The 24,039-nt window shown below is 69.3% G+C and carries 18 protein-coding genes; 3 read left to right on the top strand and 15 right to left on the bottom strand.

Annotated features, from left to right (window positions below):
- Window positions 1–87: 87 nt before the first annotated feature.
- The 13 genes from EDC25_RS12235 to EDC25_RS12175 form a co-directional block, all read right to left on the bottom strand.
- Window positions 88–2,520: an ABC transporter permease gene (locus tag EDC25_RS12235; protein ID WP_123520618.1), complete on the bottom strand. Its 2,433-nt coding sequence runs from the start codon at window positions 2,518–2,520 to the stop codon at window positions 88–90.
- A 23-nt stretch (window positions 2,521–2,543) separates the two neighbouring features.
- Window positions 2,544–4,946, bottom strand: coding sequence for an ADOP family duplicated permease (locus EDC25_RS12230; protein WP_164483846.1), 2,403 nt, complete (start codon window positions 4,944–4,946; stop codon window positions 2,544–2,546).
- A gap of 89 nt (window positions 4,947–5,035) precedes the next feature.
- Window positions 5,036–7,519, bottom strand: a complete 2,484-nt coding sequence (locus EDC25_RS12225) for an ABC transporter permease (RefSeq protein WP_123520620.1) — start codon at window positions 7,517–7,519, stop codon at window positions 5,036–5,038.
- A complete protein-coding gene (locus EDC25_RS12220; RefSeq protein WP_165910905.1) occupies window positions 7,504–8,685 on the bottom strand; it encodes an alpha/beta hydrolase family protein in 1,182 nt (393 codons plus the stop codon). Before EDC25_RS12220 ends, EDC25_RS12225 begins: the two co-directional genes overlap by 16 nt.
- An 89-nt stretch (window positions 8,686–8,774) precedes the next feature.
- Entirely contained in the window at window positions 8,775–9,506 is a 732-nt protein-coding gene (locus EDC25_RS12215; protein ID WP_240639541.1) for an ABC transporter ATP-binding protein, read from the bottom strand.
- A 132-nt stretch (window positions 9,507–9,638) separates the two neighbouring features.
- Window positions 9,639–10,889 (bottom strand): efflux RND transporter periplasmic adaptor subunit, encoded by a 1,251-nt coding sequence (locus tag EDC25_RS12210; protein WP_123520623.1) that lies wholly within the window; start codon window positions 10,887–10,889, stop codon window positions 9,639–9,641.
- A 151-nt stretch (window positions 10,890–11,040) separates the two neighbouring features.
- Window positions 11,041–13,611 (bottom strand): serine/threonine-protein kinase, encoded by a 2,571-nt coding sequence (locus tag EDC25_RS12205; protein ID WP_132577549.1) that lies wholly within the window; start codon window positions 13,609–13,611, stop codon window positions 11,041–11,043.
- A gap of 136 nt (window positions 13,612–13,747) precedes the next feature.
- On the bottom strand, window positions 13,748–14,677 hold the full coding sequence (locus EDC25_RS12200) for an arginase family protein (protein WP_123520626.1): 930 nt from the start codon (window positions 14,675–14,677) through the stop codon (window positions 13,748–13,750).
- Window positions 14,674–15,540 (bottom strand): hypothetical protein, encoded by an 867-nt coding sequence (locus EDC25_RS12195; protein ID WP_132577548.1) that lies wholly within the window; start codon window positions 15,538–15,540, stop codon window positions 14,674–14,676. The genes EDC25_RS12200 and EDC25_RS12195 overlap by 4 nt, the downstream gene beginning before the upstream one ends.
- Window positions 15,541–15,613: 73 nt before the next feature.
- Window positions 15,614–16,156, bottom strand: a complete 543-nt coding sequence (locus EDC25_RS12190; RefSeq protein WP_123520628.1) for a GTP-binding protein — start codon at window positions 16,154–16,156, stop codon at window positions 15,614–15,616.
- On the bottom strand, window positions 16,153–17,166 hold the full coding sequence (locus EDC25_RS12185) for a hypothetical protein (RefSeq protein WP_132577547.1): 1,014 nt from the start codon (window positions 17,164–17,166) through the stop codon (window positions 16,153–16,155). Before EDC25_RS12185 ends, EDC25_RS12190 begins: the two co-directional genes overlap by 4 nt.
- An 85-nt stretch (window positions 17,167–17,251) precedes the next feature.
- On the bottom strand, window positions 17,252–17,611 hold the full coding sequence (locus tag EDC25_RS12180) for a roadblock/LC7 domain-containing protein (RefSeq protein ID WP_123520654.1): 360 nt from the start codon (window positions 17,609–17,611) through the stop codon (window positions 17,252–17,254).
- A gap of 53 nt (window positions 17,612–17,664) precedes the next feature.
- Complete coding sequence (locus EDC25_RS12175; protein ID WP_123520630.1) at window positions 17,665–18,135, bottom strand: roadblock/LC7 domain-containing protein; 471 nt, start codon at window positions 18,133–18,135, stop codon at window positions 17,665–17,667.
- A gap of 361 nt (window positions 18,136–18,496) precedes the next feature.
- On the opposite strand from EDC25_RS12175, the gene EDC25_RS12170 reads away from it, so the two are divergent.
- Together EDC25_RS12170 and EDC25_RS12165 are read left to right on the top strand one after the other, a co-directional pair.
- Complete coding sequence (locus EDC25_RS12170) at window positions 18,497–19,312, top strand: AraC family transcriptional regulator (RefSeq protein WP_123520631.1); 816 nt, start codon at window positions 18,497–18,499, stop codon at window positions 19,310–19,312.
- Window positions 19,313–19,434: 122 nt separating this feature from the next.
- Window positions 19,435–20,184 (top strand): hypothetical protein, encoded by a 750-nt coding sequence (locus EDC25_RS12165; protein ID WP_123520632.1) that lies wholly within the window; start codon window positions 19,435–19,437, stop codon window positions 20,182–20,184.
- A 21-nt stretch (window positions 20,185–20,205) separates the two neighbouring features.
- On the opposite strand, the gene fdhD is transcribed toward EDC25_RS12165, so the two are convergent.
- Window positions 20,206–21,006, bottom strand: coding sequence for a formate dehydrogenase accessory sulfurtransferase FdhD (gene fdhD, locus EDC25_RS12160; RefSeq protein ID WP_123520633.1), 801 nt, complete (start codon window positions 21,004–21,006; stop codon window positions 20,206–20,208).
- A complete protein-coding gene (locus EDC25_RS12155; protein ID WP_123520634.1) occupies window positions 21,003–23,261 on the bottom strand; it encodes an FdhF/YdeP family oxidoreductase in 2,259 nt (752 codons plus the stop codon). Before EDC25_RS12155 ends, fdhD begins: the two co-directional genes overlap by 4 nt.
- A 211-nt stretch (window positions 23,262–23,472) precedes the next feature.
- Here EDC25_RS12155 and EDC25_RS12150 point away from each other — a divergent pair, with 211 nt between their 5' ends.
- Window positions 23,473–24,030, top strand: coding sequence for an ECF-type sigma factor (locus EDC25_RS12150; RefSeq protein ID WP_164483849.1), 558 nt, complete (start codon window positions 23,473–23,475; stop codon window positions 24,028–24,030).
- Window positions 24,031–24,039: the final 9 nt, after the last annotated feature.

The raw sequence follows: 24,039 nt of genomic DNA, 5'->3' as shown, positions 1-24,039 counted from the left end.
GACCACGGCACCTTGCGTCAGGCGCGGACATCCACCGCTTCACGACGGGCCCGGCCCGGGCCCGACTATCACGGGTCTTCGGCGTTGTCAGTCGTCACGCAATGCGGTCATGGGTGAAACGCGCGCGGCACGACGCGTCGGCACCAGGCAGGCCAGCATGGCGACGGCGGCGAGCAGGAGTGCCGCCAGCAGCATGACCACCGGACTGCCGGCATCGACCCCATACAGCTGCGCCGCGACCAGCCGTCCCAGCAGCACCGCGCCGATGGCGCCGGCGAGCAGACCGGGCAGCACGATGCGCAGGCCATCGCCCAGCACCATGCGATGGATCGCGCCCCGGGTCGCGCCGAGCGACTGCCGTACGCCGATCTCGCGGCGACGTTGCCCGACCGACCAGGCGATCACGCCATACAGGCCGATCACCGCCAGCAGCACCGCCACCGCGGCGAACGCCGTGCTCAGGCTCATGTTGAAGCGGCGCAATGCCAGCGTGTCGCCGACCACCGCGTCCATCGTCCGCACCGCGAGCACCGGCGTATCCGCCGCCACCTCCTTCATCGCCCGGCGCAGGCTGTCCGAGAGTGCGAGTGCATCGCCTTGCGTTTTAACCGCGACGACCAGGTCGCCAACCGGCACGGTCCGCGCCGGGAAATAGATCTCCGGCACCGCCGGCCGGTCCAGGCCCTGCTGGCGGACGTCGGCGACGACGCCGACGATGGTCTTCTCGCCGCCATCGAAGGTCGACACCTGCGCGCCGACGGCATCGTCACCACCCAGGTACGTCCGCACGAACGATTCGTTGACCAGCGCCGTGGTCGGGAACAGGGCCTCGTCGCCCTCGTTCGCATTGAAGGCACGTCCCGACTTCAAAGCGATGCCGAAGGTGCGGAAATAATCGGGGCTGACGAAACGGTATTCGACCAGGCGCTCATCCGGCAGTTCGCGGCCGGCGATGCCGAAGTCGCCATTCCAGCCGCCCTGTCCGGACGCCGGCAGGCGTTCGCTGATGGCCACCGAGGAGACGCCGGGCAAGCTGCCCAGGCGCTGCACGATGGCGTCGATGCGCGGCGCGATCACCACGCGGCTGCGCGCGTACCAGTCGCCGAAATCCTCGCCGGGCTGCATCACCGGTGCCGGCATGGAAATGCCGGCGGCCAGCACCGACTGGGGTTCGGCGAGGCCGGCATCGACCTGCGAGAGCCGCCGCAGGCTGTCGATCAGCAGGCCGGCGCCGACCAGCAGCATCATCGCCAGCGCCATCTCGATGCGCACCAGCCAGGAACGCAGGCGTACCTGGGCGCGACTGCCGGTCTGGCTGCGCGATGCGCCCTGCATCGCCTGCACGGGATCGGCGGAAGCCGCCCGGCGTGCCGGCCACCAGGCGAAAAGCATCAGCGTCGCCAGCGCCAGGCCGGCGGTGATGGCGATGGCGCGCAGGTCCACGCCCGGTGCGTTGTAGGAAGGCAGCAGGTCCGGCGCCATCGCCAGCAGTGCATGGACGGCGAAGGGCGCGACCGACAGTGCCAGTACCGCGCCGGCCAACGCGATCAGGGCCGCTTCGGCCATCACGTCGCCGAGCAGCCGTCCGGTCCCGGCGCCGAGCGCGCGGCGCAGGGCAAGTTCCTGTGCCCGGCTCTGGCCGCGCGTCAACATCAAGTTGGCGAGGTTGGCGCAGGCGATCAGCAGCACGACGACCGCCGCCGCCAGCAGGGTACTCATGGGCGACTGCAGGGTGCGGCCGACCAGCGCCCGCAGCGGCATGACCCGGGCGGTCAGGCCGGCGTGATTGTCGGGGAACTCCGCCGCCTGCGCCTGCGTGACAGCGCGCATCGCCGCCTGCGCCTGCGTGGCGCTGACGCCCTGGCGCAGGCGGGCCACCGGCGCGAAGGAATTGCTGCCGCGCCCCGCGGTATTGGCCGGCAGGAAGCTCGGCATCCACAGCTGCGCATCTTCCGGATAGCGGAAACCGGCTTCGGTCACGCCGATGACCCGCCAGGCTTCGCCGTTGAGGCGGATCTCGCGGCCGATGACATCGGGCGAACGGTCGAAGCGGTCCCGCCACAAGGCTTCGCCGATGACCACCACGCGCTCGCCGGCATTCTCCTCCTCGTCGCCGAAGGCGCGGCCCAGCGCGACCGGCTGGCTGAAGACCTGCCAGAAACCCGGCGTCACCAGATAGGCATTGAGGCGCACGGCCTCGCCCTCGCCAGTCAGGCTGACGGTCTGCGGCACCCAGGCGCCGAACGCGTCGAAGACGCCCCCATGGCCTGCCTGCCACTCGCGCAGCACCGGCGGCGACACCGGACTGGACGACACCGGCGGCTGGTCGCGCAGAACGCGCACGATGCGGTCGGCGTCGCGGAACGGCAGCGGCTTCAGGAACACCGCGTCGTACACCGTGAAGATCGACGTCACCGCGCCGATGCCCAGCATCAGCGTCAGCACGGCGGTCGCGAAGAAGACGGGCTGCGCCGCCAGGCGGCGCAACGCATGGCGGAAATGGTCCAGAAATGCAGTCATCGGGAAATCCGTTCCGGTTGTTGTCAGTGCAGGGCCGTTGCCGGGGCGACGCGCGATGCGCGACGTGCGGGCAGCCAGCAGGCGGCCACCGCGACCATCGCCAGCAGCGATGCCACCAGCGCGTAACTGAGCGGATCGCCGACGGGCACGCCGTGGACCAGTCCGGCGAACAGGCGCGACATCGCCAGCGCGACAGCCGCGCCGAGGGCGATGCCGAGTCCGGCCACCACCAGGCCGCCGCGCAGCACCAGCTTCAGGACACCGGCCGTCGAGGCGCCCAGGGCCTGCCGGATGGCGAATTCGCCGCGCCGCTGTCCGACCGAGAACGCCATCAGTCCGTACAGACCGGTGGCCGCCAGCAGCAGTGCCGTGCCCGCGAACACGGCCAGCAGCACCAGGTTGAAGCGGCGCTGCACCAGTGAAGCCGAACGCACCTGGCTGAGCGGTTGCAGCGAGTACGGCATCTCCGCGACCGTGCGCTCGAGGCGTTCGCGCAGCATCGGCATCACCGAGGCCAGCGGCAGCTCGCTGCGCACCACGACATTGAACTGCGAGGCGGCGACCGGCCGCTGCGCGACATTGACGTACACCGTCGATGAAGGCCGGCGATCCAGGCCGTTCTGGTACACGTCACCGACGATGCCGACGATGGTCAGCAGCCGCGCATCGCCATCCATGTTGCCGTACTGGATGCGCTGGCCGAGCGGATCGCGGTCGCCCCAGACCTCGCGTGCCAGCCGCGCACTGATGACGGCGACGTGCTCGCCCTCGGCACGGTCGGCGCCGGTGAACGTGCGACCGCGCAGCAGCGGGATCCCGGAGGCTTCGAAATAGCCATGGCTGGCGACGCGATAGTGCGCGTAGCCCAGCGGCTCCGGCGGCGCCGCGCTGAAGTCGGTGAACGTGTGGTCCCAGAAACCGCCATCGGCGCCGCCGGTCAGCGGAAGGCGGTTGACGCCGCCCACGGCGGAGACGCCTGGCATTGCCGCGAGGTCATCCAGCAGTTGCCGGTAGCGCCCGGCATTCGCGGCGGTGACCGCCGGGTCGCGACTGAAGGGCTGGTTGAGCTCGATGCGCACGGCGCCGTGGTCGTCGTAACCGGCATCGACGTTCATCAGGCTGAAGAAACTGCGGCCGATCAGCACCGCTGCCACCAGCAGAACCGTCGTCATTGCCGTCTGCGCAACCAGCAGCCCGGCGCGGAGGCGCAGCGTCGAGCGCGCCGGCGACTGGCCACGACCGCCTTCCCGGAGCACGGCGTTGACGCCGGTGTCGCCGACGCCCAGGCGCGTTGCCAGCGTCAGCAGGACGGCGATGCCGAAGGCCAGCAGGGCGGAGGCGGCCAGCGTGGACGCTGTCAGCGAGATTTCGGCGAGGCGCGGCAGACTTGCACCCGCCAGTCGCGTCAACAGCCGCAGCGCGCCCACGGCGATCGCCACGCTGCCGAGCCACGCCACGCCAGCGAGCACGAGGTTTCCCGCCAGCGCCTGGCGGAACAGACGCGCGCGCCCGGCACCCAGCGCGGTGCGCAGCGCCTGCTCGCGGCGGCGCTCCATGGCGATCGACAGCAGCAGGTTCACCGCATTGGCGATCGCGATCAGCAGCAAAAAGGCGACGCCGACCAGCAGCACGCGCAGCGCGGTGCGCACCGGTGCGGCGATGGCATCGGCCAGCGGCGTCAGGTCGAAGCCGCGCGCGTCCACCTGGTCGCCGTGCCCGGCCTTCAGCCGTGTCGCCAGCGCCTGCGCCTGCTGCCGCGCCAGCGGCAGCTCGGCGACGGCGCCCAGCAGCGCGACCATCTCCCAGTTGTGCGCCGAACGGCTCGACGTGAGCATCGAGGCGTCGGCCTGCACCCAGGCCTGGCTGGACGCCGGAAACTCGGCGCCCGGCGGCATCACCCCGACAATGGTGTAGTCGACGTCGTCGATGCGCAGGCCACCGCCGAGGACATCGTCACGGCCGTGCAACAGGCCCTGCCACAGCGAATGCGCGATCACGACCTCGTTGCTCGCACTCTCCGACGACCAGGTCCGCCCCAGCAGCGGCGACTGGCCGAGCACGGCGAAGACATCGCCGACCAGCGTCGTCGCCGTCGCCTGCATCGAGCGTTCCGGCGTCGCGATGATCGAAGCCCCGGTTGCGTGCAGCGCGCTGCGCTCGAACGTATCGACCGAAGCGTCGAGGTCGGCGCGGTTCGGCGTTGCCACGTTGATCGCGTTGCCGGCGTCGGTCAGCTCCTTGACCTGCACCACGCGCTCGCCGTTCGGAAACGGCAGCTGTCGAAGCAGGACCGCGTCGACCACGCACCACATGGCGATGGCCAGCCCCAGCCCGCAGGCCAGGATGGCGGCGGCGAACACCATTCCGCCCCCGTTGCCGCGCAGTGTGCGCAGGCCGTGGCGGAAGTCATCGATCCAGACTGGCATGTCGGTTCTCCAGGAAGACGGTGTCATTCGTTGCGCAGGGCGTAGCGGAGGTCGCGCTGGAAGGCGGTGAAGGACATCGGCGGATTTCCTTATTCGTAGCGCAGGGCGACGATGGGATCGACGCGCGCGGCGCGACGCGCCGGCAGCCAGCAGGCCAGCAGCGCGACGCTGCCGAGAACGGCGACCACCGAGAGGAAGGTCAGCGGATCGAACCGCGATACGCCGAACAGCTGGCTGCCGAGGAAACCACCCAGTGCCAGCGCACCGACCAGTCCGGCTGCGAGCCCGATCAGGGCGATGCGGCCGCCCTGCACCAGCACCATGCGCACCACGTCCCCGCGCTGCGCGCCGATCGCGATGCGCACGCCCAGTTCGCCGGTGCGCTGCGCGACCGCGTAGGCGAGCACGCCATAGATGCCGACCGCCGACAGCACCAGCGCGACACCGGCGAAAAGCACCAGGAGGAGCATCGGCGCGCGACGCCCCTGCAGCGACAGCGCGATGCGTTCGTCCAGGGTACGGATGTCATAGACCGGTTGCTCCGGGTCGACGCGCAGGACGGCCTGCCGGATCGGTTGGACCAGCCCCCCCGCCGGCAGGTCGGTCTTCACCACGAAGAAGCCGTCGCGGTTGCCGTAGCGGGTGTATTCGAACTGCTGGTACGGGAAGTAGTACGCCTCCTTGGTCATCTCGGCGGCGAGGTTGCCATGCTTGACGGTGCCGACGACGCCGACGATGGTCCACCAGGGATTGTCGGCCTCGTCGCCGGAACGGCGGATGCGCTTGCCGATGGCGCCGTCCGGGAAATACTTGTCCGCCAGCAGCTCGTCGACGATCACCACGCGCGCGGCATCGGCGCTGTCGGCGGCGGTGAAGTATCGACCGGCCAGCAGCGGGATCTGCAACGACTGGAAGAAACCTTCGTCGGCGACGCGGGAAAACCCGTGCGGACTGGCGACACCCGCGCCCGCGTCATGGCCCTCGATGACGTAGGAGCTCTGCCAGGTGCTGGTCCCGAACGGCAGGTTGCTGACGTAGGCGGCCTGCGTCACGCCGGGAATGGCACGCAACTCGCGCAGTGCGTCGCTGTAGAAACGCACGATTGTGCCGTCGTCGGGGTACTTGCCCGCCGGCAGGTCCAGGCGCAGCGTGATCAGGCCGTCGCGCTGGAAGCCGGGATTCTCGTCCTGCAGGCGGTCGAAGCTCTTCATCATCAGCCCGGCGCCGACCAGCAGCGTCACGCAAAGCGCGATCTGCACCATCACCAGTACGTTGCGCGTGGCGCGCGCCGCGCGCCCACCGGTATTGCCGCGACCGCCATCCTTCAGCACTTCATAGGGCTTGCCGGACGACTGGCTGAAGGCCGGGAAGAGGCCGAACACCAGGCCGGTAAGCACCGACACCGCCAGCGTGAACAGCAGCACCTGGCCGTCGATGCCGATGCCGGTGCGCAGCGGGCTCTGCGTCAGGTTGAGGGCATCGAGCAGCTGCAGGCAGGCGTAGGCGACGGCGATACCGGCCACGGCGCCCGCCAGTGCCAGCACCACCGCCTCGATCAGCAGCTGGCGGATGATGCGTCCGCGGCTGGCGCCCAGCGCCGTTCGCACCGAGAGTTCCTTCTGGCGCGCCGATACCCGCGTCAGCATCAGGTTGGCGACGTTGGCGCAGGCGATCAGGAGCACGAACATGACCACGCCCTGCAGCAGCCACAGCACCGGGCGGACGTCGCCGACCCATTCGTCACGCAGCGGCTTGCCGCGGCCAGCCATGCCGCCGTCGCGGAAAAAATCGGCGAACAGCGTCGCCCGCGGATCACCCAGCCCCGCGAAGCGTTCGGCGTTGCGCATGATGATCGCGTCGAGCTGACTGTCCAGCTGGGCGATGGTGGCACCCGGTGCCAGCCGGCCCACCGATTCAGAGAATTCGTTGCCGCGTTCCTCGTCGCTCTTCTGCGCCGGCGAGAAGGCGTAAGGCAGCCAGATCTGCGTGGTGTGGTTGGGAAACACGAAGCTCGCCGGCATCACGCCGATGATGCGGTGGCTCGTGCCGTTGAGGCGTACATCGCGGCCGATCACGCCGGGGTCGGCGGCGAACTGCGAGCGCCACAGCGCGTCGCTGATCACCGCGACGTTGTCCTGGCCGGGCAGTTCGGCATCGGCATCGAAGACGCGGCCGATGGCGGGCCTTGCCTGCAGCGTGCTGAACAGCGAAGCCGATGCGCGCAGTCCGACAAGGCGCTGCGGCGTGCCGTCGGTGGCGAGATTCAGGCTGACGCCGGTGTAGATCGCCAGGTCTTCCAGCGCCGAGGCCTGTTCACGACGGTCGAAGTAGTCGGGAATCGAGGTCCCGGCATAGTCGATGCCCATCTTCGGATAGACGTTGTGCACCAGCACGAGACGTTCGCCATCGGCGTACGGCAACGGCTTCAGCAGCAGTCCGTTGACGACACTGAAAATGGCGGTATTGGCGCCGATGCCCAGCGCCAGCGTCAGGATCGCGGCAAGGACGAATCCCGGCTTGGACAGCAGGCTGCGCAGGCTGTATCGGAGATCCTGTTTCAGGGTGTCGAACATGGATCCACCTCCTCGTGGGTGTCGGACGCCGTCCCGGCCGCAGCATCATTGCGATGCGCCTGGCAGAGCTGGCGTTTGAAAAAGGCCACGGCGTGGGCCGCGACGCGATGGTGCAGTTGGCGACGGTCGATGCCCGGCGCATCGACGCAGAACCGCGCCAGCTGCTCGACGCCGGCGTCATTGCAGGGCGCCAGGAAGGCGTAGTGGCCGACACCCGGCAGGGTGTCGATATCGACGCGGTCCATGCGCCGCGCCAGCGCCTGGACGAATCCGGGCAGGACGAGCGTGTCGGCGGCGCCCGTCACCACCTGCACGGGCAGGTCGAGCCCGCGCAGGCTTTCGTCGGAGAGCGCCGGCATCAACGCCGGCGCCATCACGAAGGCGGCGCGCACACGGGGGTCGCGGTAGCTGTCCGCGGCCGTGCGCAGCGACGCCAGCGCGCGCCGGTCGCCGGCCAGGAAGCGCTGGAAATCCTCCTCGGTCTGGGCCGATTCCGGCGGCGGCCGGCAGGTGTGGTCGCCGCTGTGTTCACGGCAATGGGCATGGAAGGCGTCGAGATCGACGCGCGCGCCGGCGAGCAGCATCGCAGTGAAACCGCCGATGGAGAATCCGGCGACGCCGATGCGATCCGGATCGATCAGGTCGGCGAAACGCGGATCCGCCAGCAGCCGGTCCAGCAGCACGCTGACATCGCGGGCGCGTTCCCACCACAGCGTGAAACCGGCGACCAGTGTCCGTGCTTCGGCGGCGGTGTTGCCGTGATGGTTCACGCCCGCAACCAGGAAACCCTGCCCGGCCAGCGCTTCGGCCAGCCACGAAAGCTGCGGCGCCGAACCGCCGGTGCCGTGCGACACCAGGACCAGCGGCAGGCGCCCGACGCCGGCAGGCATCGGCGCATCCGGTGCGATCATGCCGAACTCGAAGACGCCGGCCTGCCAGGGCTGCTCCCTGCTGTCGCGGGCGGCCGGATACCACACCGTCGCCGACAGCGGACGCGGTCGCGTCGGGTCATTCCAGTCCTGGCGGCTGTCGTCGCTGTAGGCCGCATGCGCGCGCCCGACCGGATGCTCGCGGCGCTCGGCGACACCGAGCGTGGCCAGCATGAACCAGCCGAGCACGACCAGCAGCCAGGCACGGCTCCGCCTCTGGCGCCGGCCGTGCGGCACGGCCGGGATCCGCACAGGCGACGATGGATGGCGGGTGGACCGAGGCGACATGTCGGCGACTCCGTGGACGATCGTGGGGCCGAAGTGGATCAGGCGGTTTCGGCGCGACGGAACAGGCGCGCGTCCTCTTCCTTGCGCAGCCGGTGCATGGTGTCCTCGTCGACGACGCGGCCATCGAACATGAAGATCTTGCGCTGCGCGAAATCGGCGTAGCGCGGGTCATGCGTCACCATGCAGATGGTCGCGCCGCCCTTGTGCAGCTCGTCGAGGAGCGTCATCACCGCCTCGCCGTTCTTGGAGTCGAGGTTGCCGGTCGGTTCGTCGGCGAGCAGGATCGACGGCTGGCCGACCAGGGCGCGGGCAACGGCGACGCGCTGCTGCTGGCCGCCGGAGAGCTGTGCCGGGTAATGGCGCAGGCGGTGGGCCATGCCGACACGCTCCAGCGCCCACTGCACGCGGTCGCGACGCTCGCCCTTGCCCATGCCGTCGCGATAGGTCAGGGGCAACTCGACGTTCTCGAACACGTTGAGATCGCCGATCAGGTTGAAGGCCTGGAAAATGAAGCCGATTTCCTTGTTGCGGATTCGCGCCCGCTCGGCGGCGCTGATGTCCTCGACCTGGCGGCCGTTGAGCAGGTAGCTGCCGCCGCTGGGCGTATCGAGCAGGCCGAGGATGGACAGCAGCGTCGACTTGCCGCAACCGGACGGGCCGGAAATCGACACGTACTCGGCGCGATGGATGTCGAAGTGCACTTCCGACAGCGCGTGGGTTTCCACTTCGTCGGTCAGGAACACCTTCTTGATGCCATCGAGCTTGATCAGGGTGTCGGGCACCGCACGCTGGCCGCCTTCGCCGGTGCCGGTCGCCGTGCCGGTGTCGTGGGGATGCAGGTTCATGTCGTCAGGTCCTTGTCGGGAAGGGGTTGCATGGCGCCGGCCGTTTCGCGGCCGGCTTCAGTTGAGGCGGAGACGGTCGTGCTGGTCCCAGGCGGAAGTGTCGGAAAGGATCACCTTGTCGCCCTCCTGCAGGCCCTGGACCACCTCGATCAGATTCACGGAAGCGCGGCCAAGCTGGACCGGGACACGCACCGCGCGGCCATCGGCGTCGATGCGGAACAGCGTCGTCTGGCTGTTCGGCTGGCCGAAGGCCGGGCGTCCGACATAGAGCACGTCGGCCAGGCGCTCGATTTCGACGGTGCCGTCCACCGACAGGTCCGGACGCGCACCCGGCGGCAGTTCGCCCGGCAAGTCGACGTCGATCTGCACCGTGCCGTTGAGCACGGCCGGATCGATGCGCATGACTTCCCCGACGACGACGCCGTTGCGCGTGTCGACCTTGACCTTCTGGCCGATGGCGATGTCCTTGGCCTGCGTCTCGGGAATGCGCAGTTCGGCCATCAGCACGTCCGGCCGCGCGACGCGCGCCAGGTTGGTGCCAGCCATCACCTGCTGGCCTTCCTCGACCGGCACCTGCTGCAGCACGCCGGCGATGCCGGCCCGCAGCTGCAAGGCATCGGCCTGGCGCTGGCGCAGGTCACGGGTGCGTGCCAGCTGTTCGATGCGCGCGCGCTCGGCTTCCAGCTGCTTGCCGATGTTCTGGCGGCTCTTGCTCATGCGGTCGCGTTCGATTTCCAGGCGCACCTTCAGGCTTTCCGCCGCCAGCTGGCTGCGCTGGTACTGGATGCGCGGGATGATGCCCTTGCTGGCCAGTTCGCCTTCGGCTTCCGCCTGCAGGCGCGCGCCTTCATATTCGGCTTCGACCGCGGCGAAGTTGGCGCGCTGGTCGAGCAGCTGGCTTTCCAGCTCGCTTTCGCGCGCGGCGTAGCTGGCCTGCGCGGCGATGAACTCCGCCTGCGCGGCGGCGAGCTGGTCCTCGACCACCGGGTTCGACAGCTCCACGATCACGGTGTCCGGCTCGACCTGGGCGCCCGGCTTGACGACGATGCGTTCGACGCGCGCGTCCGTTTCCGCAGCGATCCAGCGGATGGCCTTGGGCACCAGCGTGCCGGGCCCGCGCACCTCGCGCAGCATCTCGCCGCGCTTGACGGTGTCGGACCAGACGGTGCCGCGCTCGACGCTGGGTGCGGCCGGCTCCAGCCGGGCGATGACGATGCCGGCGGCCAGCACGGCGATCGCGCCGGCAACGCCGTAGATGATGCGCTGGCGGCGCTTCCTGATCTTGAGGTCGGTGCGTTGGATGTCCATGCCGGCTTTCAAGCAGCCCGCGTGCCAATCCTTTTTTCCCTTTCAGATCAGCGCACTTGCGCAATCGGGGCGCGAGGGGCAACGGGCTTCTGTCCGGTTCTGGACAGTGATCGCCGGCGACCGCCACCGCACGGCGACCGTTACCGGTCAGTCACGGCCGTGCGGTCGCCTCAAGCCGTCGCAGTCGCCAGTGCCCTGCGGGCAGGAATTCCCGCAGCGCTTCGCGCTCGCGTTCAAGCGCCTCGCGCGCGGCGGCAGCATCGCTGTCGGCGAGTGCCAGCTCGCGCTCGGACTGTGCAAGGCGGGCGCGGATCTGCGGGAGCGCCCCGTCGATGTCGCCGGCATCCGTCCGCACCTGTGCGATGCGACGCCGCGCCGCATCCAGCCGGCCGGCACGGACATCCAGACGCGCCAGCAGCAGCTGCGAATCCAGCCGCTCGCCCAGATCCGCCGGCGTCAGGGGTTCGCGGACGATCCATGCCGCCTCGGCCATTTCCGTCGCCTCGGCATCGGCGTCCAGTTCGACCAGCAGGCGCGCCAGGTTGGCCTGCCCGCGCGCGATCGCACGCGGGTTCGCGCCACCGGCGATGCGCATGGCCAGCGCCTGCCGGAAGCGCACGGCGGCCTCGTCGAAGCGGCCCATGTCTTCCAGCAGCGTCGCCAGGTTGTTGATCGCGATCGCCTGCGCCGCACTGCCTTCGCCGTCCACCTCGCGGTGCTGTTCGATCGAGGCCAGATAGGCCTGTTCGGCCTCCTCGTAGCGCCCGATGTCCTGCAGCAGCGAACCCAGCTCGAGCCAGCTGGCGGCGACGCGGGCGCTGGGCTGGCCCAGCACCTGGATAGCCAAGTCCAGCGAGGCGCGCAGGTCCTTCAAGGCGCCTTCGAAGTCACGCAGGTGCGCCCGCGTCCTGCCCATCGCGTCCAGAGTGTAGAGCAGGGAGGGATGCCGGTCGCCGAGCGCTTCGCGCTTGAGCTGCATGGCCCGTTCGAGGATGGGCAGCGCTTCGTCGTCACGGCCGTGGCGACTCAGTGCCCAGCCCTGGTTGTGAAGCGCGGCGCCGACATGGGCGGTGTGCTCCGGACCGGCGGCGATGAAACGCTGCTCGGCCTCGCGGAAGTGCGCCAACGCCTGTTCGTGCAGGTCCTGGCTTTCTTCCGCCACGCCCAGGGTCTGCAGGACGTGCGCGATCTCCAGGTCGTCGGCGGCAAGGTGCCGGCGCGCCAGTTCAAGCGCTTCCGTGGCCGCTGCCAGTCCCGATGAATCGCGCTCCAGCAGGTCGCAGGCACGGGCGAAGTGGCGCAGCGCGGGGATGAGGACATGCGGATCGGCACCCCCTTCCTGGTGCCGCGCCAGGGCGACCGCCGACTCCAGCATCGTCGCGGCGTCGCCGGACAGGCCGAGGCTGATGTAGATGCGACCCAGCGCCGTCTGCAGGCGCGCCTTCACTTCCGGCCGGTTGAAGTCGCGGCCTGCCATCTCCTCGCCGGCCTGGCGGATCAGTTCGCGCACGCCCAGTTCGCGTCCGCGCGTCACTTCCGGCGAGGCACGATCGAACAGCGCGACCAGGAATTCCGCAGACTGGTTGGCGCCTTCGGCTTCCAGCCGCGCCTCCTCCTGCAGCGCGAGCGCGCGGTCGCGCTCGGCGGCCAGCCGCAGCGACAGGACCGACAGCGCGACCAGCGCGGCGACGGTGGCGCCGAGCGAGACCGGATGGCGGGCGACGAACTTGCGCAACCGGTAGGTCCATGAATCGGGCGCCGCATCGACCGGCCGCCCCTGGAACCAGGCCTCGATATCCGCCGACAACGCTGCGGCACTGGCGTATCGGCGCTCCGGCTCCTCGCGCAAGGCCTTGCGGACGATGTTGTCGAGATCACCGCGCAGCAGGCGCGCATCCGCACGCAGCCAGTCTTCGCCCGTGGTCGCCAGCGAACTGGGCATCAGCCGCGTGGTGTCGCCTTTCTGCTTGCGCAGGGCGACGCCGGTGAGCAGCTCGAAGAGGATCAGGCCCAGGCCGTAGATGTCGCTGAGTGTCGTGGCGATGCCGCCACGCAACTGTTCGGGGCTGGCATAGGCCGGCGTCAGCGCCTGGAACAGGGTCGCCTCATCAGGGCTTTCACTTTCACCGAGCAGCTTGCCGATGCCGAAATCGAGCAGCACCGGCTCGCCATCGCCGCGCACCAGCACGTTGCCGGGCTTGAGGTCACGATGCACGATGAGCTGCTGGTGCGCATGCTGCACGGCCGCGCACAGCGACTGGAACAGGCGCAGGCGCTGCCGCAGGGTCGGACGCCGTACGCGGCACCATTCGTCCAGCGGCATGCCGTCGACGTATTCCATGACCAGATAAGGCTGGCCGGCCGCCGTGGTGCCACCGTCGAAAAGACGCGCGATGTTGGGATGTCGCAGGGTCGCCAACAACTCGCGCTCGCGGCGGAAGCGTTCGAGTATCTCGGCGGTGGGAAAGCCGCGGACGATCTTGATCGCCGCCTGGTGCCGGAATTCGCGGTCTTCGCGCTCGGCCAGGAACACGCTGCCCATGCCGCCACTGCCGATCTCGCGCAGCAGGCGCCAACCGCCGATGACGCTGCCGTCGGTGATGACGGCGGACGCCAGCGCCAGCGACAGCGGCTGCGACGTGATGGCAACGGTTGCATCGTCCTGCACGTCGTGCGGAACGGGCCGCCCTGTCGATGCCGAGTCCTCGCGGGGTCCAGTCATCGTGTCCCTGCTGCCGGAACCATCCGGCCTGCTGCCGGGAGTGTAGCGTGTGGCCGCTGCCCGGGCCGTCCGCTGCCGCACGTACGCACACAGCCGGCCGCCCTCCCGGGCGCGGCGCGGTCAATCCAGGGCGCGCTCAGGACGGTGGCGCAAGCGCCACGTCGCATGCGTCCGGTGCGTCCAGCAGCGCGGCGGGGAAGCGTCGCAGGTAGGCCCGTCGTGCCGCACGCACGGTATTGGTGTTGATGCGCGCGACCCGGCGCGCCTGCTGGTAGCCACCGGCGACGACGAACACCAGCGGGATCGCCCGCGCCGCCATCGCCTCGAACACCATCAGGTCGCGCCGGAACAGCTCTGGCGTGGTCAGGCCGGCGCGGCCCTTGGGATCGTCGATGTGGCAGTCGGCGCCGGCCTGGTAGATCACCAGGTCCGGCTGCACCCGGTCGACCAGGTCGAACACCGTCGCCAGCGCCGCCTCGTAGACTTCGAAGCCGAAGAGGTCGACGCGGACCGGGAAGGCCCACGAACGCTCGCCGCCCCGGCAACCGAAGCGCGTACCGAATACCGAAGCGGCGTGGAGGTTCGGCAGCAGGGCGGCGAACTCTTCCGTGCCATTGCCGCCATGCTCGTCGCAGTCGATGACGAAGACACGCCGCTGCGGCAAGCAATGCGCGACCAGCGCCAGTCCATTGAACGGGCAGTAGGCGACACCGCGCTCGGGAACGGCATGGTGGAAGCCACGCGCCAGGTTCAGGGCCAGGCCGGTGCGCAGGGCCTGTCCGCTCGCTTCCAGCTGTCCGCCGAGCATGGCCAGCGTGGCGTCACGCAGGCGCGGGCTCCAGCGCAGGCCCTGGCTGGATGCCAGCGGTTCGAAGCCGGAAACGAAGGCGTCGATGTAGCGGTCGCTGTGCAGCCCACGCAGGCGCTGCGGATCCAGCGGCGCTGGCGCACGGAAATCGACCAGTCCACAGCGCTGCATCTGCTCCGCAGCCAGCTGCAGACGCGCGAGGCTGGCCACCTCGGCCGGCGCGTACCGCGCTGAATAGAAGCCGGGAACGCGCTTCATGCCGCGGCTGCGATCCGGACCTGCGCGTAGTGCGCCAGGTCGTCGATGGTGGTGGTCGCCGGCGACAGGAAATCGCGCTGCACCTGCGTCTCGAATTGCCGCGTGAACACGCTGGCACGTTCCGCCGGCGGCACCGCCAGCGTGGACAGGCGCAGGAATCGCGCCTGCCCTATCGCGGACAGGTCGAACACGCCGCCACGCGGCGATGACGCCAGTGCCGGTCGCGACCCGTCCACCTGCAGCGCGAACAGGCTGCCCGCCGGCAGCTCGACGCCGTTCAACTGCAGCGGCGCGAGCGACATCGCCGAATGCGACTCGCCCAGGTCGATCTTCTCGACCAGCAGCGGCTGGCCGTCCGCGCCGGCACAGACGTTGACACGGCCACCACGGCGGATCTTGCCGTGCGCGATTTCGAGGAAGAATTCCTCGGCCTGCGAACAGCTGCCGATGCCCGGCAGCCGGGTCATTGCCGGCAGTTCCGGCGCGGAGGAATGCCCGCCGCCGATGACCTGCCGCAGCAGACCGGCGAACACCCGCATGCCGGGAGGCCCCTCCAGCCGCGCCAGGGTGTCCAGCGCCCGCCCGGGGCCGGCCACCGCCTCGACCAATTCCACGTCCGGCAACGCTTCAAGTACATCCGCCGGCGCGCGATGCAACGCCCGCCAGCCCGCCGGCCAGCCGGCCTGCCGCGCCTGCCTGGCCAGCACCTCGACGCGGCGCAACGGCCAGTCGCCGAGCAACAGCAGGTCGGAAGGATCTAGCGGATCCCTGGCTGCCACGATCCGCGTCGCCAGGTACCGCGTCGCCTGGGTGTAGCCGCAGCCACGCCGCTCGGTACGGTGGTGCGGCAACTCGGAAAGCATCTCGCCGAGCGTCCGCCCGACGGACAGGCCGTGGCCCCGCAACCACCGCAGCCGCCCGTGGACGGCACCGTCGTCAGCAGGCATCGGCCAGCGCGACGGCCAGCAGCGAGCGCAGTACCTGGCCGGTCTGCGCGGACTCGCGCGCATCGAAGGTCATGACCGGCGTCACCATGTCGGCTGCGCGCAGGACGGCGCGCACCTCGCCCAGGTCGAAAGCGGGCGCGATGTCGGTGCGGGTGATGCCGACGACGATGGGAATGCCGGCAGCCACCTCGTTCAACGATGCCAGCCATTCGCGGCAATGCTCGGCGACCTGCTCGTCGGCGCCGTTCAGCACGAGGACGGCGCCGATCGCGCCACTGAGGACGATGGCGCGCATGAATCCGAAATGTTCCTGGCCCGGCAGCCCGTAGAGCTGCACCACGGTGCCGTCGTCCAGCAGCAGCGTGCTGAAATCGAGCGCGACCGTGGTCGTCGTCTTGTCGCCATCGACGTCCTCCAGCAGCGGCACCTCCGTCGAGACCGGCGGCATGTCGGACACGGAGCGGATGGCCGTGGTCTTGCCGGCACCGACCGGGCCGGCGAAAACGATCTTGACCGCGTCGAGGTCGGTCATGGCACTGCGAATCCCATGCCGATGCGACGGGCGATGCGGGTCAACAGGCTGGCGCGGTGCTGGCGCTGCGACGTGGGCGGTGTCGGCCGGCGCACCGGCGTCGTCGCCGACACCGTCAGCAGGCCGGCGGCGCGGAACGCCCACAACAGGTTGCAGACGTCGATCTGGCCGGCACCGGTGTATTCCACCAGGCGGTCGATGGTCACCAGGCCGCGGCTCATCAGTCCGGCCATTTCCACGGCCAGCGGGTCGTTGCATTCGGCCAGGTCGGGCCAGTCATGCAGGCGCACCGGCGTATCCGGGAATCGCGGCAGCACGACGCCGCGTGCACGCACGGCGCGCACCAGGAAACTGTCGAGGCTGCGCGACATCCAGCCGCGCACCGACATGATGTCGAACGAAGTCAGGACCTCGACCTTCCAGTCGGTGGTCATCAAGCGCTCCGCCGCGACGAGGATGTCGCTGTGGCTGGGCGCCAGCACGCGCGAGGCTCCGCGACGGATGATCAGCGTGAGGTCGCCGCTGACCAGCTTGAGGTTGGCCCGGGCGTCGATGCCACCGCTGGCGAGGCGGACGATGACCGGCACGCCGCGGCGACGAGGCGCGCCGTCGACCGGGTCGCGGCGCTCGCGCAGGCGATCGATTTCGGCACGGAACAGGTTGCCCAGTTCCGTGACCGGGGTGTCGCGCTTCAGCACGGTGACGCCGTGCTCGATCCCGGCGGCGTGGCCGAAGGCCAGCACCTTGCGTCCGGCCTGCAGCGCGCGTTCCATCACCACTTTCGCATCCTTGCTGTCGGCGTCGATCACCAGCATGTCGGCCGGCAGGCCGAGGCCGTTGACGTAGCCGACCGAACAGCCATGCGCCGCCTGCAGGTTGAAGGCGATGCGCGTGCGCTTCGCCAGTTCCTCGGGCAATCCGGCCAGGGAGACTTTCAGGTACATGGGCTGTCGTTTCCTCGTGCCTTCGATGTCGGTGGTGGGATCGATCCGTGCAAGAGCGATGAGCATGGCGAATTCCGGAAAGGCGGCGGTGTTGCGGCGTCCTGCAGCGCGCCACAACGGCACGCCGCGGGACTGTTGCAATCGATTTCCGTCAGGTGAAATCGATGTCCTTTTCGAACGTCTTCAGCTCGTGGCGGGCCATGGCCAGGTTCGAGCGACTGCGGTCGATGACCAGGTACAGCATCAGTCCCTGGTTGGATTCCAGCGGACGGATCAGGTGGTACTGGCGGGTCAGCGTGATCAGGATGTCCTCGATGGTGTCGTTCAACTTCAGTGCGTTCGCGACCTTGCGCTTGGCCTTCACCACCTCGGTATTGCCTGCGGCGGCGAGTTCCAGGTCGATGCCGGTGCCGTCACCTGCCAGCAGCATTCCGCTTTCGCAATCGACCAGGGCCGAAGCGATGTAACCGTCGATGCTGCGCAGCGACTCGAGGGAGACTTTTCCTGCCATTTCCATGTGTCCTTGATGTTGATTGCAACGCCAAAAAAGGTGTCCGTCCCGGCTCAGGCGACGGACACCGCCAGTGAAGGTGTTTCGATTTCGCTGTCGATCACGCCGACCAGCGCATCGGCAACGTCGATCGCCGCGCGCAGCGCCAGCGCCAGGTTCAGCTGGGTGCTGCCAAACAGCGACAGCGTGAAGATGCCGGTGCGGTCGGCCAGGCGGCGGCTGACGACCACACCCTGCTTGAGTGCGAGAAGTGCGTGGTCGACGCCCTCGCCCCCGACTTCCAGGGACAGCGACTCGCTGACGCTCATCAGCGTCGCGCTCAGGGCCGCGATGCGCCCCGGCTGGGACTCGCCGCGCTGGATGCAGACGACGTTGCGGCCGTCCACCGACGAGACGGAGAGCACGTCGATGTCCGGATGCCTGCCCAGCCAACCTTCCAGCACGCCTTCGCAGCGCGCCTTGAAGGCCGCGGAGGCCAGCAGGCGCCGGCCGGCGGCAAGATCCGGTTTCTTCTTTGTTGCCATTCCGAACTTCCTTGGGCCAATCCAATGCGGTGCCTGACCGCGCCGTCTCCCGCCGTTGCCGCTTCCGCGCGCATTGCCCGGCATCCGTCCGTTTCCGGATGCACCGATGGCGCAGCCTTCGACAGGCCGCGTAGCCTATTCAGCCGTACGGCTGTGAATGCCCTCTTTCGATCAAAGACGGTGCCGAACCGATCGTTTTGTGTCACATTCTGTGACGCCGTCTACACTCGGACAGGTGGCGTACATTCCCAAGTGAGTGTTTTCAGCGCCTTGCATTTGGTCACCTGACACGGACGTTGACTCACGCACCATCACGCCTGCCCGGAACCGCGCCCGGGACCCTGGACACCGACCCGACGACATGCACGATCCCACCCTGCTGTTCGACACTTTCCGGACCGATCGGCTGCGGTCACCGATCACGCACGACACCGGCGCCGACCGGCTGCTTCTGGTCGAAAGCGGCGAGCTGACGCTCAGTTGCCGCGGCCGCACCTGGGTCGCACCGCAAGGCCACCTGTTGCTGCTCTCCGCCGGCGAGCGCGTCGACATTCGGGGTATCCCCGGGATTGGTGGCCTGCAGGTCGACAGCGTGCGTCTGGACGAGCCGGTCATCGCCGGCTTCGAGCGCCAGCATCGCCTGCTGCTGCGGGACCTCGTCGATGGCGACGCGCCGGAGCAGCTCGTGTTCACACGCAGCACCGAATCGACCCTGCTGTGGAACCACATGACCCGATCCATCCGCTCGCAGCTGCCGATGGCGATGATCGAGCACTGGATCCAGGGCGTACTGCTGCAGCTGGCGCTGGAAGGCTGGCGGCTGCCGTTCCTGTTCCGCAGCGAAGTGCCGGCACGGCGACAGGTCGAACGGGTGATCACGCGTGACATCGCCCGCGACTGGACCGCCGCCGATGTCGCTGCCGCCCTGGGTGTATCCGAGCCGACGTTGCGCCGGAAACTGGCGGCGGAGGGCACGTCCTACCGCATGCTCCTGGAAGACGCGCGCATGAACCAGGCGTTGCAGATGTTGATGTCGACGTCGATGCCCGTCAGCCACATCGCGCATGCGGTCGGCTATCTCAGCGCCTCCCGGTTCGCGATCCGGTTCGCTGCACGCTACGGCATTTCGCCACGGATGCTGCGCAGTGTCCGCCATGAGTCGGCGCCGATGCTCTGAGACCGCGACGCCGCGTCGGCTCGGGACTGGTCGACGGCTGCCGCACTGTCACCGGCACGCTGACCTTCGATCCGGCCCAGGCCGAGACCCTGCTGGTCCAGCAGGCCGCCGGCGACCACGAAGTGGTACGCATCAGCGCGGTCAGCGGTGCGCTGGTCGGCCGTGTCACCGTCGGTGCCGGCTGGCAGGTGCTCGCCGCCGCCTGGAACCGGCTGCAGAACCGCCTCTACGCCATCGCCCGCGACAGCGACGGCGACCGCCGCCTTGTCCATATTTCCAGCACGACCGGGACGGTCACGGTGCTCGGCGCGCTCCTGCCCGCGGACCTGGGCCTGGTGCCCGGCGCACACGGCCTGCACCCGCGCCGCGGCCAATGGCATGTCCTGGGAGATGATGGAAGCGGGCAACGCCTGCTGACGTTTTCACTGGCGGCGGGCAGCGTCCTGGCCAACGTGCCGGTGGCGGGCTACGCCCTCTCCAACCTCCACTTCGACGAAGGCAGCGGACGCCTTCTGGCGCAGGGTCGGCAGGAGGGCGCCAACGAGACCCGACTGCTGTGGATCAACCCGGGCACCGGCCAGGTGACCGGCCTGTCGACGTCGGGCACGGCGGACTGCTGCGCCTTCACCGCCGGCGCATTGGCGGACATCGCCAGCGACGGCGTGGCGGGCAGTCATTTGTTCAATTCTCCGGGGCCCGCCTTCCTGGCGTGGGATGTCGCCCTGGGCAACGCGGTCGGTTCGGTTCCGCATCCGCGGGCCTGGGCGATCCACGGCATCGTCGCCGACCAGAACGTGTTCGTGGGCGACCACATCCTGTATGACGGCTTCGAGGTGGTGAGCAAGCCGGGCTCCGACACGGTGTTCCAGTAGCGCCGGCATGGCCGGCTGCCGTCAGTCCGGCAGCCGGCCTGCGTACACGCTCATCGCCTCCCCGCGCGCGAAGGCCACCAGCGCCAGCCCGGCCTGCCCCGCCATGCGCACGGCCAGCGACGTCGGCGCGGAGATGGTGGCCAACAGGCCGATTCCGGCGGCGGCCGTCTTGCGCACCATTTCGAACGAGGCGCGCGAGGTGGCGACTATGAAGCGGCCTCCCGGCTGCACGCCCTCGCGCGCCATGGCGCCAATCAGCTTGTCGAGCGCGTTGTGGCGGCCGACATCCTCGCGTACGCACACCAGTCCACCATCGGCATTCGCCAGGCCCACTGCGTGCAGTCCGTGGCATTGCGCATTCATCGGCTGCGCCGCGTACAACTGCGCCATCGCCGCGCTGATGGGTGACGGCGACACCGGCGCGGCCTGCGCGGTCGTCGGCATGCGCAGGACCTCGGCGAGCGATTCGCTGCCGCACAGCCCACAGCCACTGTTGCCCGGCAGGGCGCGCCGCCGCTGCTCAAGGCGATCGAAGCATCGGCCGGGGATCGCCACCTGCACGGAAATGCCGTCGTCGCCGGCGCGCACTTCGACCAGATCGAAATCAGCCGGGCTGTCGATGATGCCTTCGCTGAGCGAGAAGCCAAGCGCGAAATCCTCCAGGTCGGCAGGCGTCGCCAGCATCACCGCGTGCGTCACGCCGTTGTACACCAGTGCCACCGCTTCCTCGCCGGCGACGCGATCGTCACGCCGGCTCGACTGCCCGCCGTCGATTCGCGTCGCCGCAACGGTGCGGACCGGCTCGGGCAACCTGCGGCTCACGGCGCGGCGACTGCGTCCGTCGCGGCACGCAGGCGCACCGGAATGGACTTGCTCGCCGGCGTCCTTGCGCGATCGGCGTGGTGGCCCAAAGGCACCAGCACGTTCGTCTCGGGGTAATACGCGGCCACGCACCCGGCCGGGATGTCGTACTCGACCAGCTTGAACGACGGCGCCACGCGCTCGCCGTCATCCCAGACCGAAACGATATCGACCTGCTGCCCGGCGACGAGATCCAGACGCGCCAGGTCGGCCGCGGCGATGAACAGCACGCGGCGCTCGCCGTCGATGCCGCGATAGCGGTCGCGCAGGCCGTAGACGGTGGTGTTGTACTGGTCGTGGCTGCGGATCGTCGTCAGCGTGAGCAGGTCCGGTGCCGGCATGGACGCATCGGCCGGATCGAGCGCGTGCGCGATGAAGCGCGCACGACCACCGATGCCGCTCCAGTCGCGCTCGCGGGCGGCGTTGCGCAGGTGGAAGCCACCCGGCGCGCAGACGCGGGCATTGAAGTCCTCGAAGCCGGCGACGACGTGGCCGATGTGCTCGCGGATGCGGTCGTAGTCCTCGACCAGCCACAGCCACGGCACCCGGCTGTCCGGCAGCGTCGCCGCGGCCATGCGCGCGACGATCACCGGTTCGGACAGCAGGTACGGCGACGCCGGCGGATTCATGCCCGCCGACCGGTGCACCATGCTCATCGAATCCTCGACCGTCACCGCCTGCATGCCGCCGGCCTGCATGTCTATTTCGGTACGGCCCAGGCAGGGCAGGATCAGCGCTTCGCGCCCGTGGACGACATGCGACCGATTCAGCTTGGTCGAAATCTGCACCGTCAGCGCGCAGTTGCGCAGTGCCGCCTGCGTGCGCGCGCTGTCCGGCGTGGCGGCGGCGAAATTGCCGCCCATCGCAATGAAAACGGTGCCCGGATCGGCGGCCATCGCCTCGATCGCGGCGATGGTGTCGTGGCCATGCCGGTGCGGCGGCTCGAAGCCGAACTCGCTGCCGAGGCGATCGAGGAATGCCGCTGCCGGCTTCTCGTTGATGCCCATCGTGCGGTCGCCCTGCACGTTGGAATGACCGCGCACCGGACAGGCACCGGCGCCCGGCCGCCCGATGTTCCCGCGCAGCAGCAGCAGGTTGACCAGGCTCTGGATGGTCGCGACCGAACGCCGGTGCTGGGTGATGCCCATGCCCCAGCAGACGATCGTCGCCGGCGAATCGATGTACACCTGCGCCGCCTCGCGCAGTTCGGCTTCGGTCAGGCCACTGCCCTGCTCGATGTCGCGCCACGACATCGCCGACACGGCATCGGCCAGCTGCTCGAAATCGCGGCAGTGTTCGTGGATGAACTGGCGATCCTCGGCACCGGCCTCCAGCACCGCCTTGATCAGCCCGTTTACCGCCGCCAGGTCGCCGCCCACGCGCAGGGTGTAGTAATGGCTCGCCAGCGCCGTGCCCTTGCCGGTGAGCAGCTCCACCGGATGCTTGGGATCGGCGAAGCGTTCCAGGCCACGCTCGCGCAGCGGGTTGAAGACGACGATGCGGCAACCGCGACGCGCCGCCTCGCGCAGCTCGCCGAGCATGCGCGGATGGTTGGTGCCGGGGTTCTGGCCGAAGATGAAGATCGCCTGCGCCTGCTCGAAATCGGCCAGCGTCACCGTGCCCTTGCCGACGCCGATCTGCTCGGGCATCGCCTGGCTGGTCGGCTCGTGGCACATGTTGGAACAGTCGGGGAAGTTGTTGGTGCCGAATTGCCGCACGAACAGCTGGTAGAGGAAGGCCGCCTCGTTCGATGTCCGTCCCGAGGTATAGAAGATCGCGCGGTCCGGATCGTCCAGCGCCTGCAACTCGCGGGCGATCAGCGCGAAGGCATCGTCCCAGGACAGCGGCAGGTAGCGGTCGCTGCCGGCGTCGTAGCGCATCGGCTCGGTCAGGCGACCCTGGTCTTCCAGTTCCATGTCCGACCACGTTGCCAGTTCGCTGACGGTGTGCGCGGCGAAGAATGCCGCCGTGGCCCGTCGCGCCGTCGCCTCGGCCGCCACCGCCTTGACCCCGTTTTCGCAGAACTGGAAGGTCGAGTGCGGATTGCGGTCCGGCCAGGCACAGCCCGGACAGTCGAAGCCGTGCGGCTGGTTGGCACGCAGCATCGTCTTCGCGCCCTTGCCGAGGATGCCCTGCTTGCGCAGCGCGCGCACCGAGCTGGCCAGCGCGTCGATGCCGCCGGCGGGTTTGTCGTAGGGCTTGTTTCCGCTGTCCATCGGTCGGGCCGCCTGTAAACACCGGCATGGTAACCGCATCGGCCTTGCACCGGCCGGCTGCGCTTGCCGGCCGCGCCGCGCGGGGACGACGCAGCCGGGGAAGATGCTGCGCCGGCCGCGCGACCGGCTCGCCGCTGGCGCGGACGGCAGCCATTCCGCGTATTCTAGGTCGACGTTCACAACGGGCAGGGGCCGGGAGACCACGCTTTCCATGGCGATGGCGGAAGACAAGGACAGGAACGAGGGCGAGGCGGCGGCGCTGGCGCCCGACACGGCCAATGCGCTGTTCGCCAGCGTGTATGACCGCCTGAAGGCGATGGCCGGCAAGCGCCTGGCCGGACAGGCCGACGGCACGCTGCAGACGACGGCGCTGGTGCACGAGCTGTACCTGCGCATGCTCGGTTCCGGCGAAAAACAGTTCGCGCATCCGGCGCAGTTCTTCACCTATGCCTCGCGCGCCATGCGCCACCTGCTGGTGGATCGTGCCCGCGACCGCCTGCGCCTGCGCGCCGGCGGTGACTGGCAGCGCGTCACGCTCAGCGGTATCGACCAGCAGCTCGCGATCGACAGTGCCGAGAAGGCGATCGCCCTGGACGAAGCACTGGCTCGGCTGGAAGCGCAGGACGCCCGCGCCGCGCGCGTGGTCGAACTGCTGTACTTCGCCGGCCTGACCCTTGAACAGACGGCCGAGGTGCTGGGCGTCGTGCGGCGCACCGTCGACCGCGACTGGCGCTTTGCCCGCGCCTTCCTGAAGACCAACCTGGACTGAGCTGCGGTG

This window comes from Pseudofulvimonas gallinarii, from assembly GCF_004343305.1.
GTDB classification, from domain to species: domain Bacteria; phylum Pseudomonadota; class Gammaproteobacteria; order Xanthomonadales; family UBA2363; genus Pseudofulvimonas; species Pseudofulvimonas gallinarii.
Note: the sequence above shows the minus strand (reverse complement) of the source record. Positions and strands in the feature narration are given on the sequence as shown.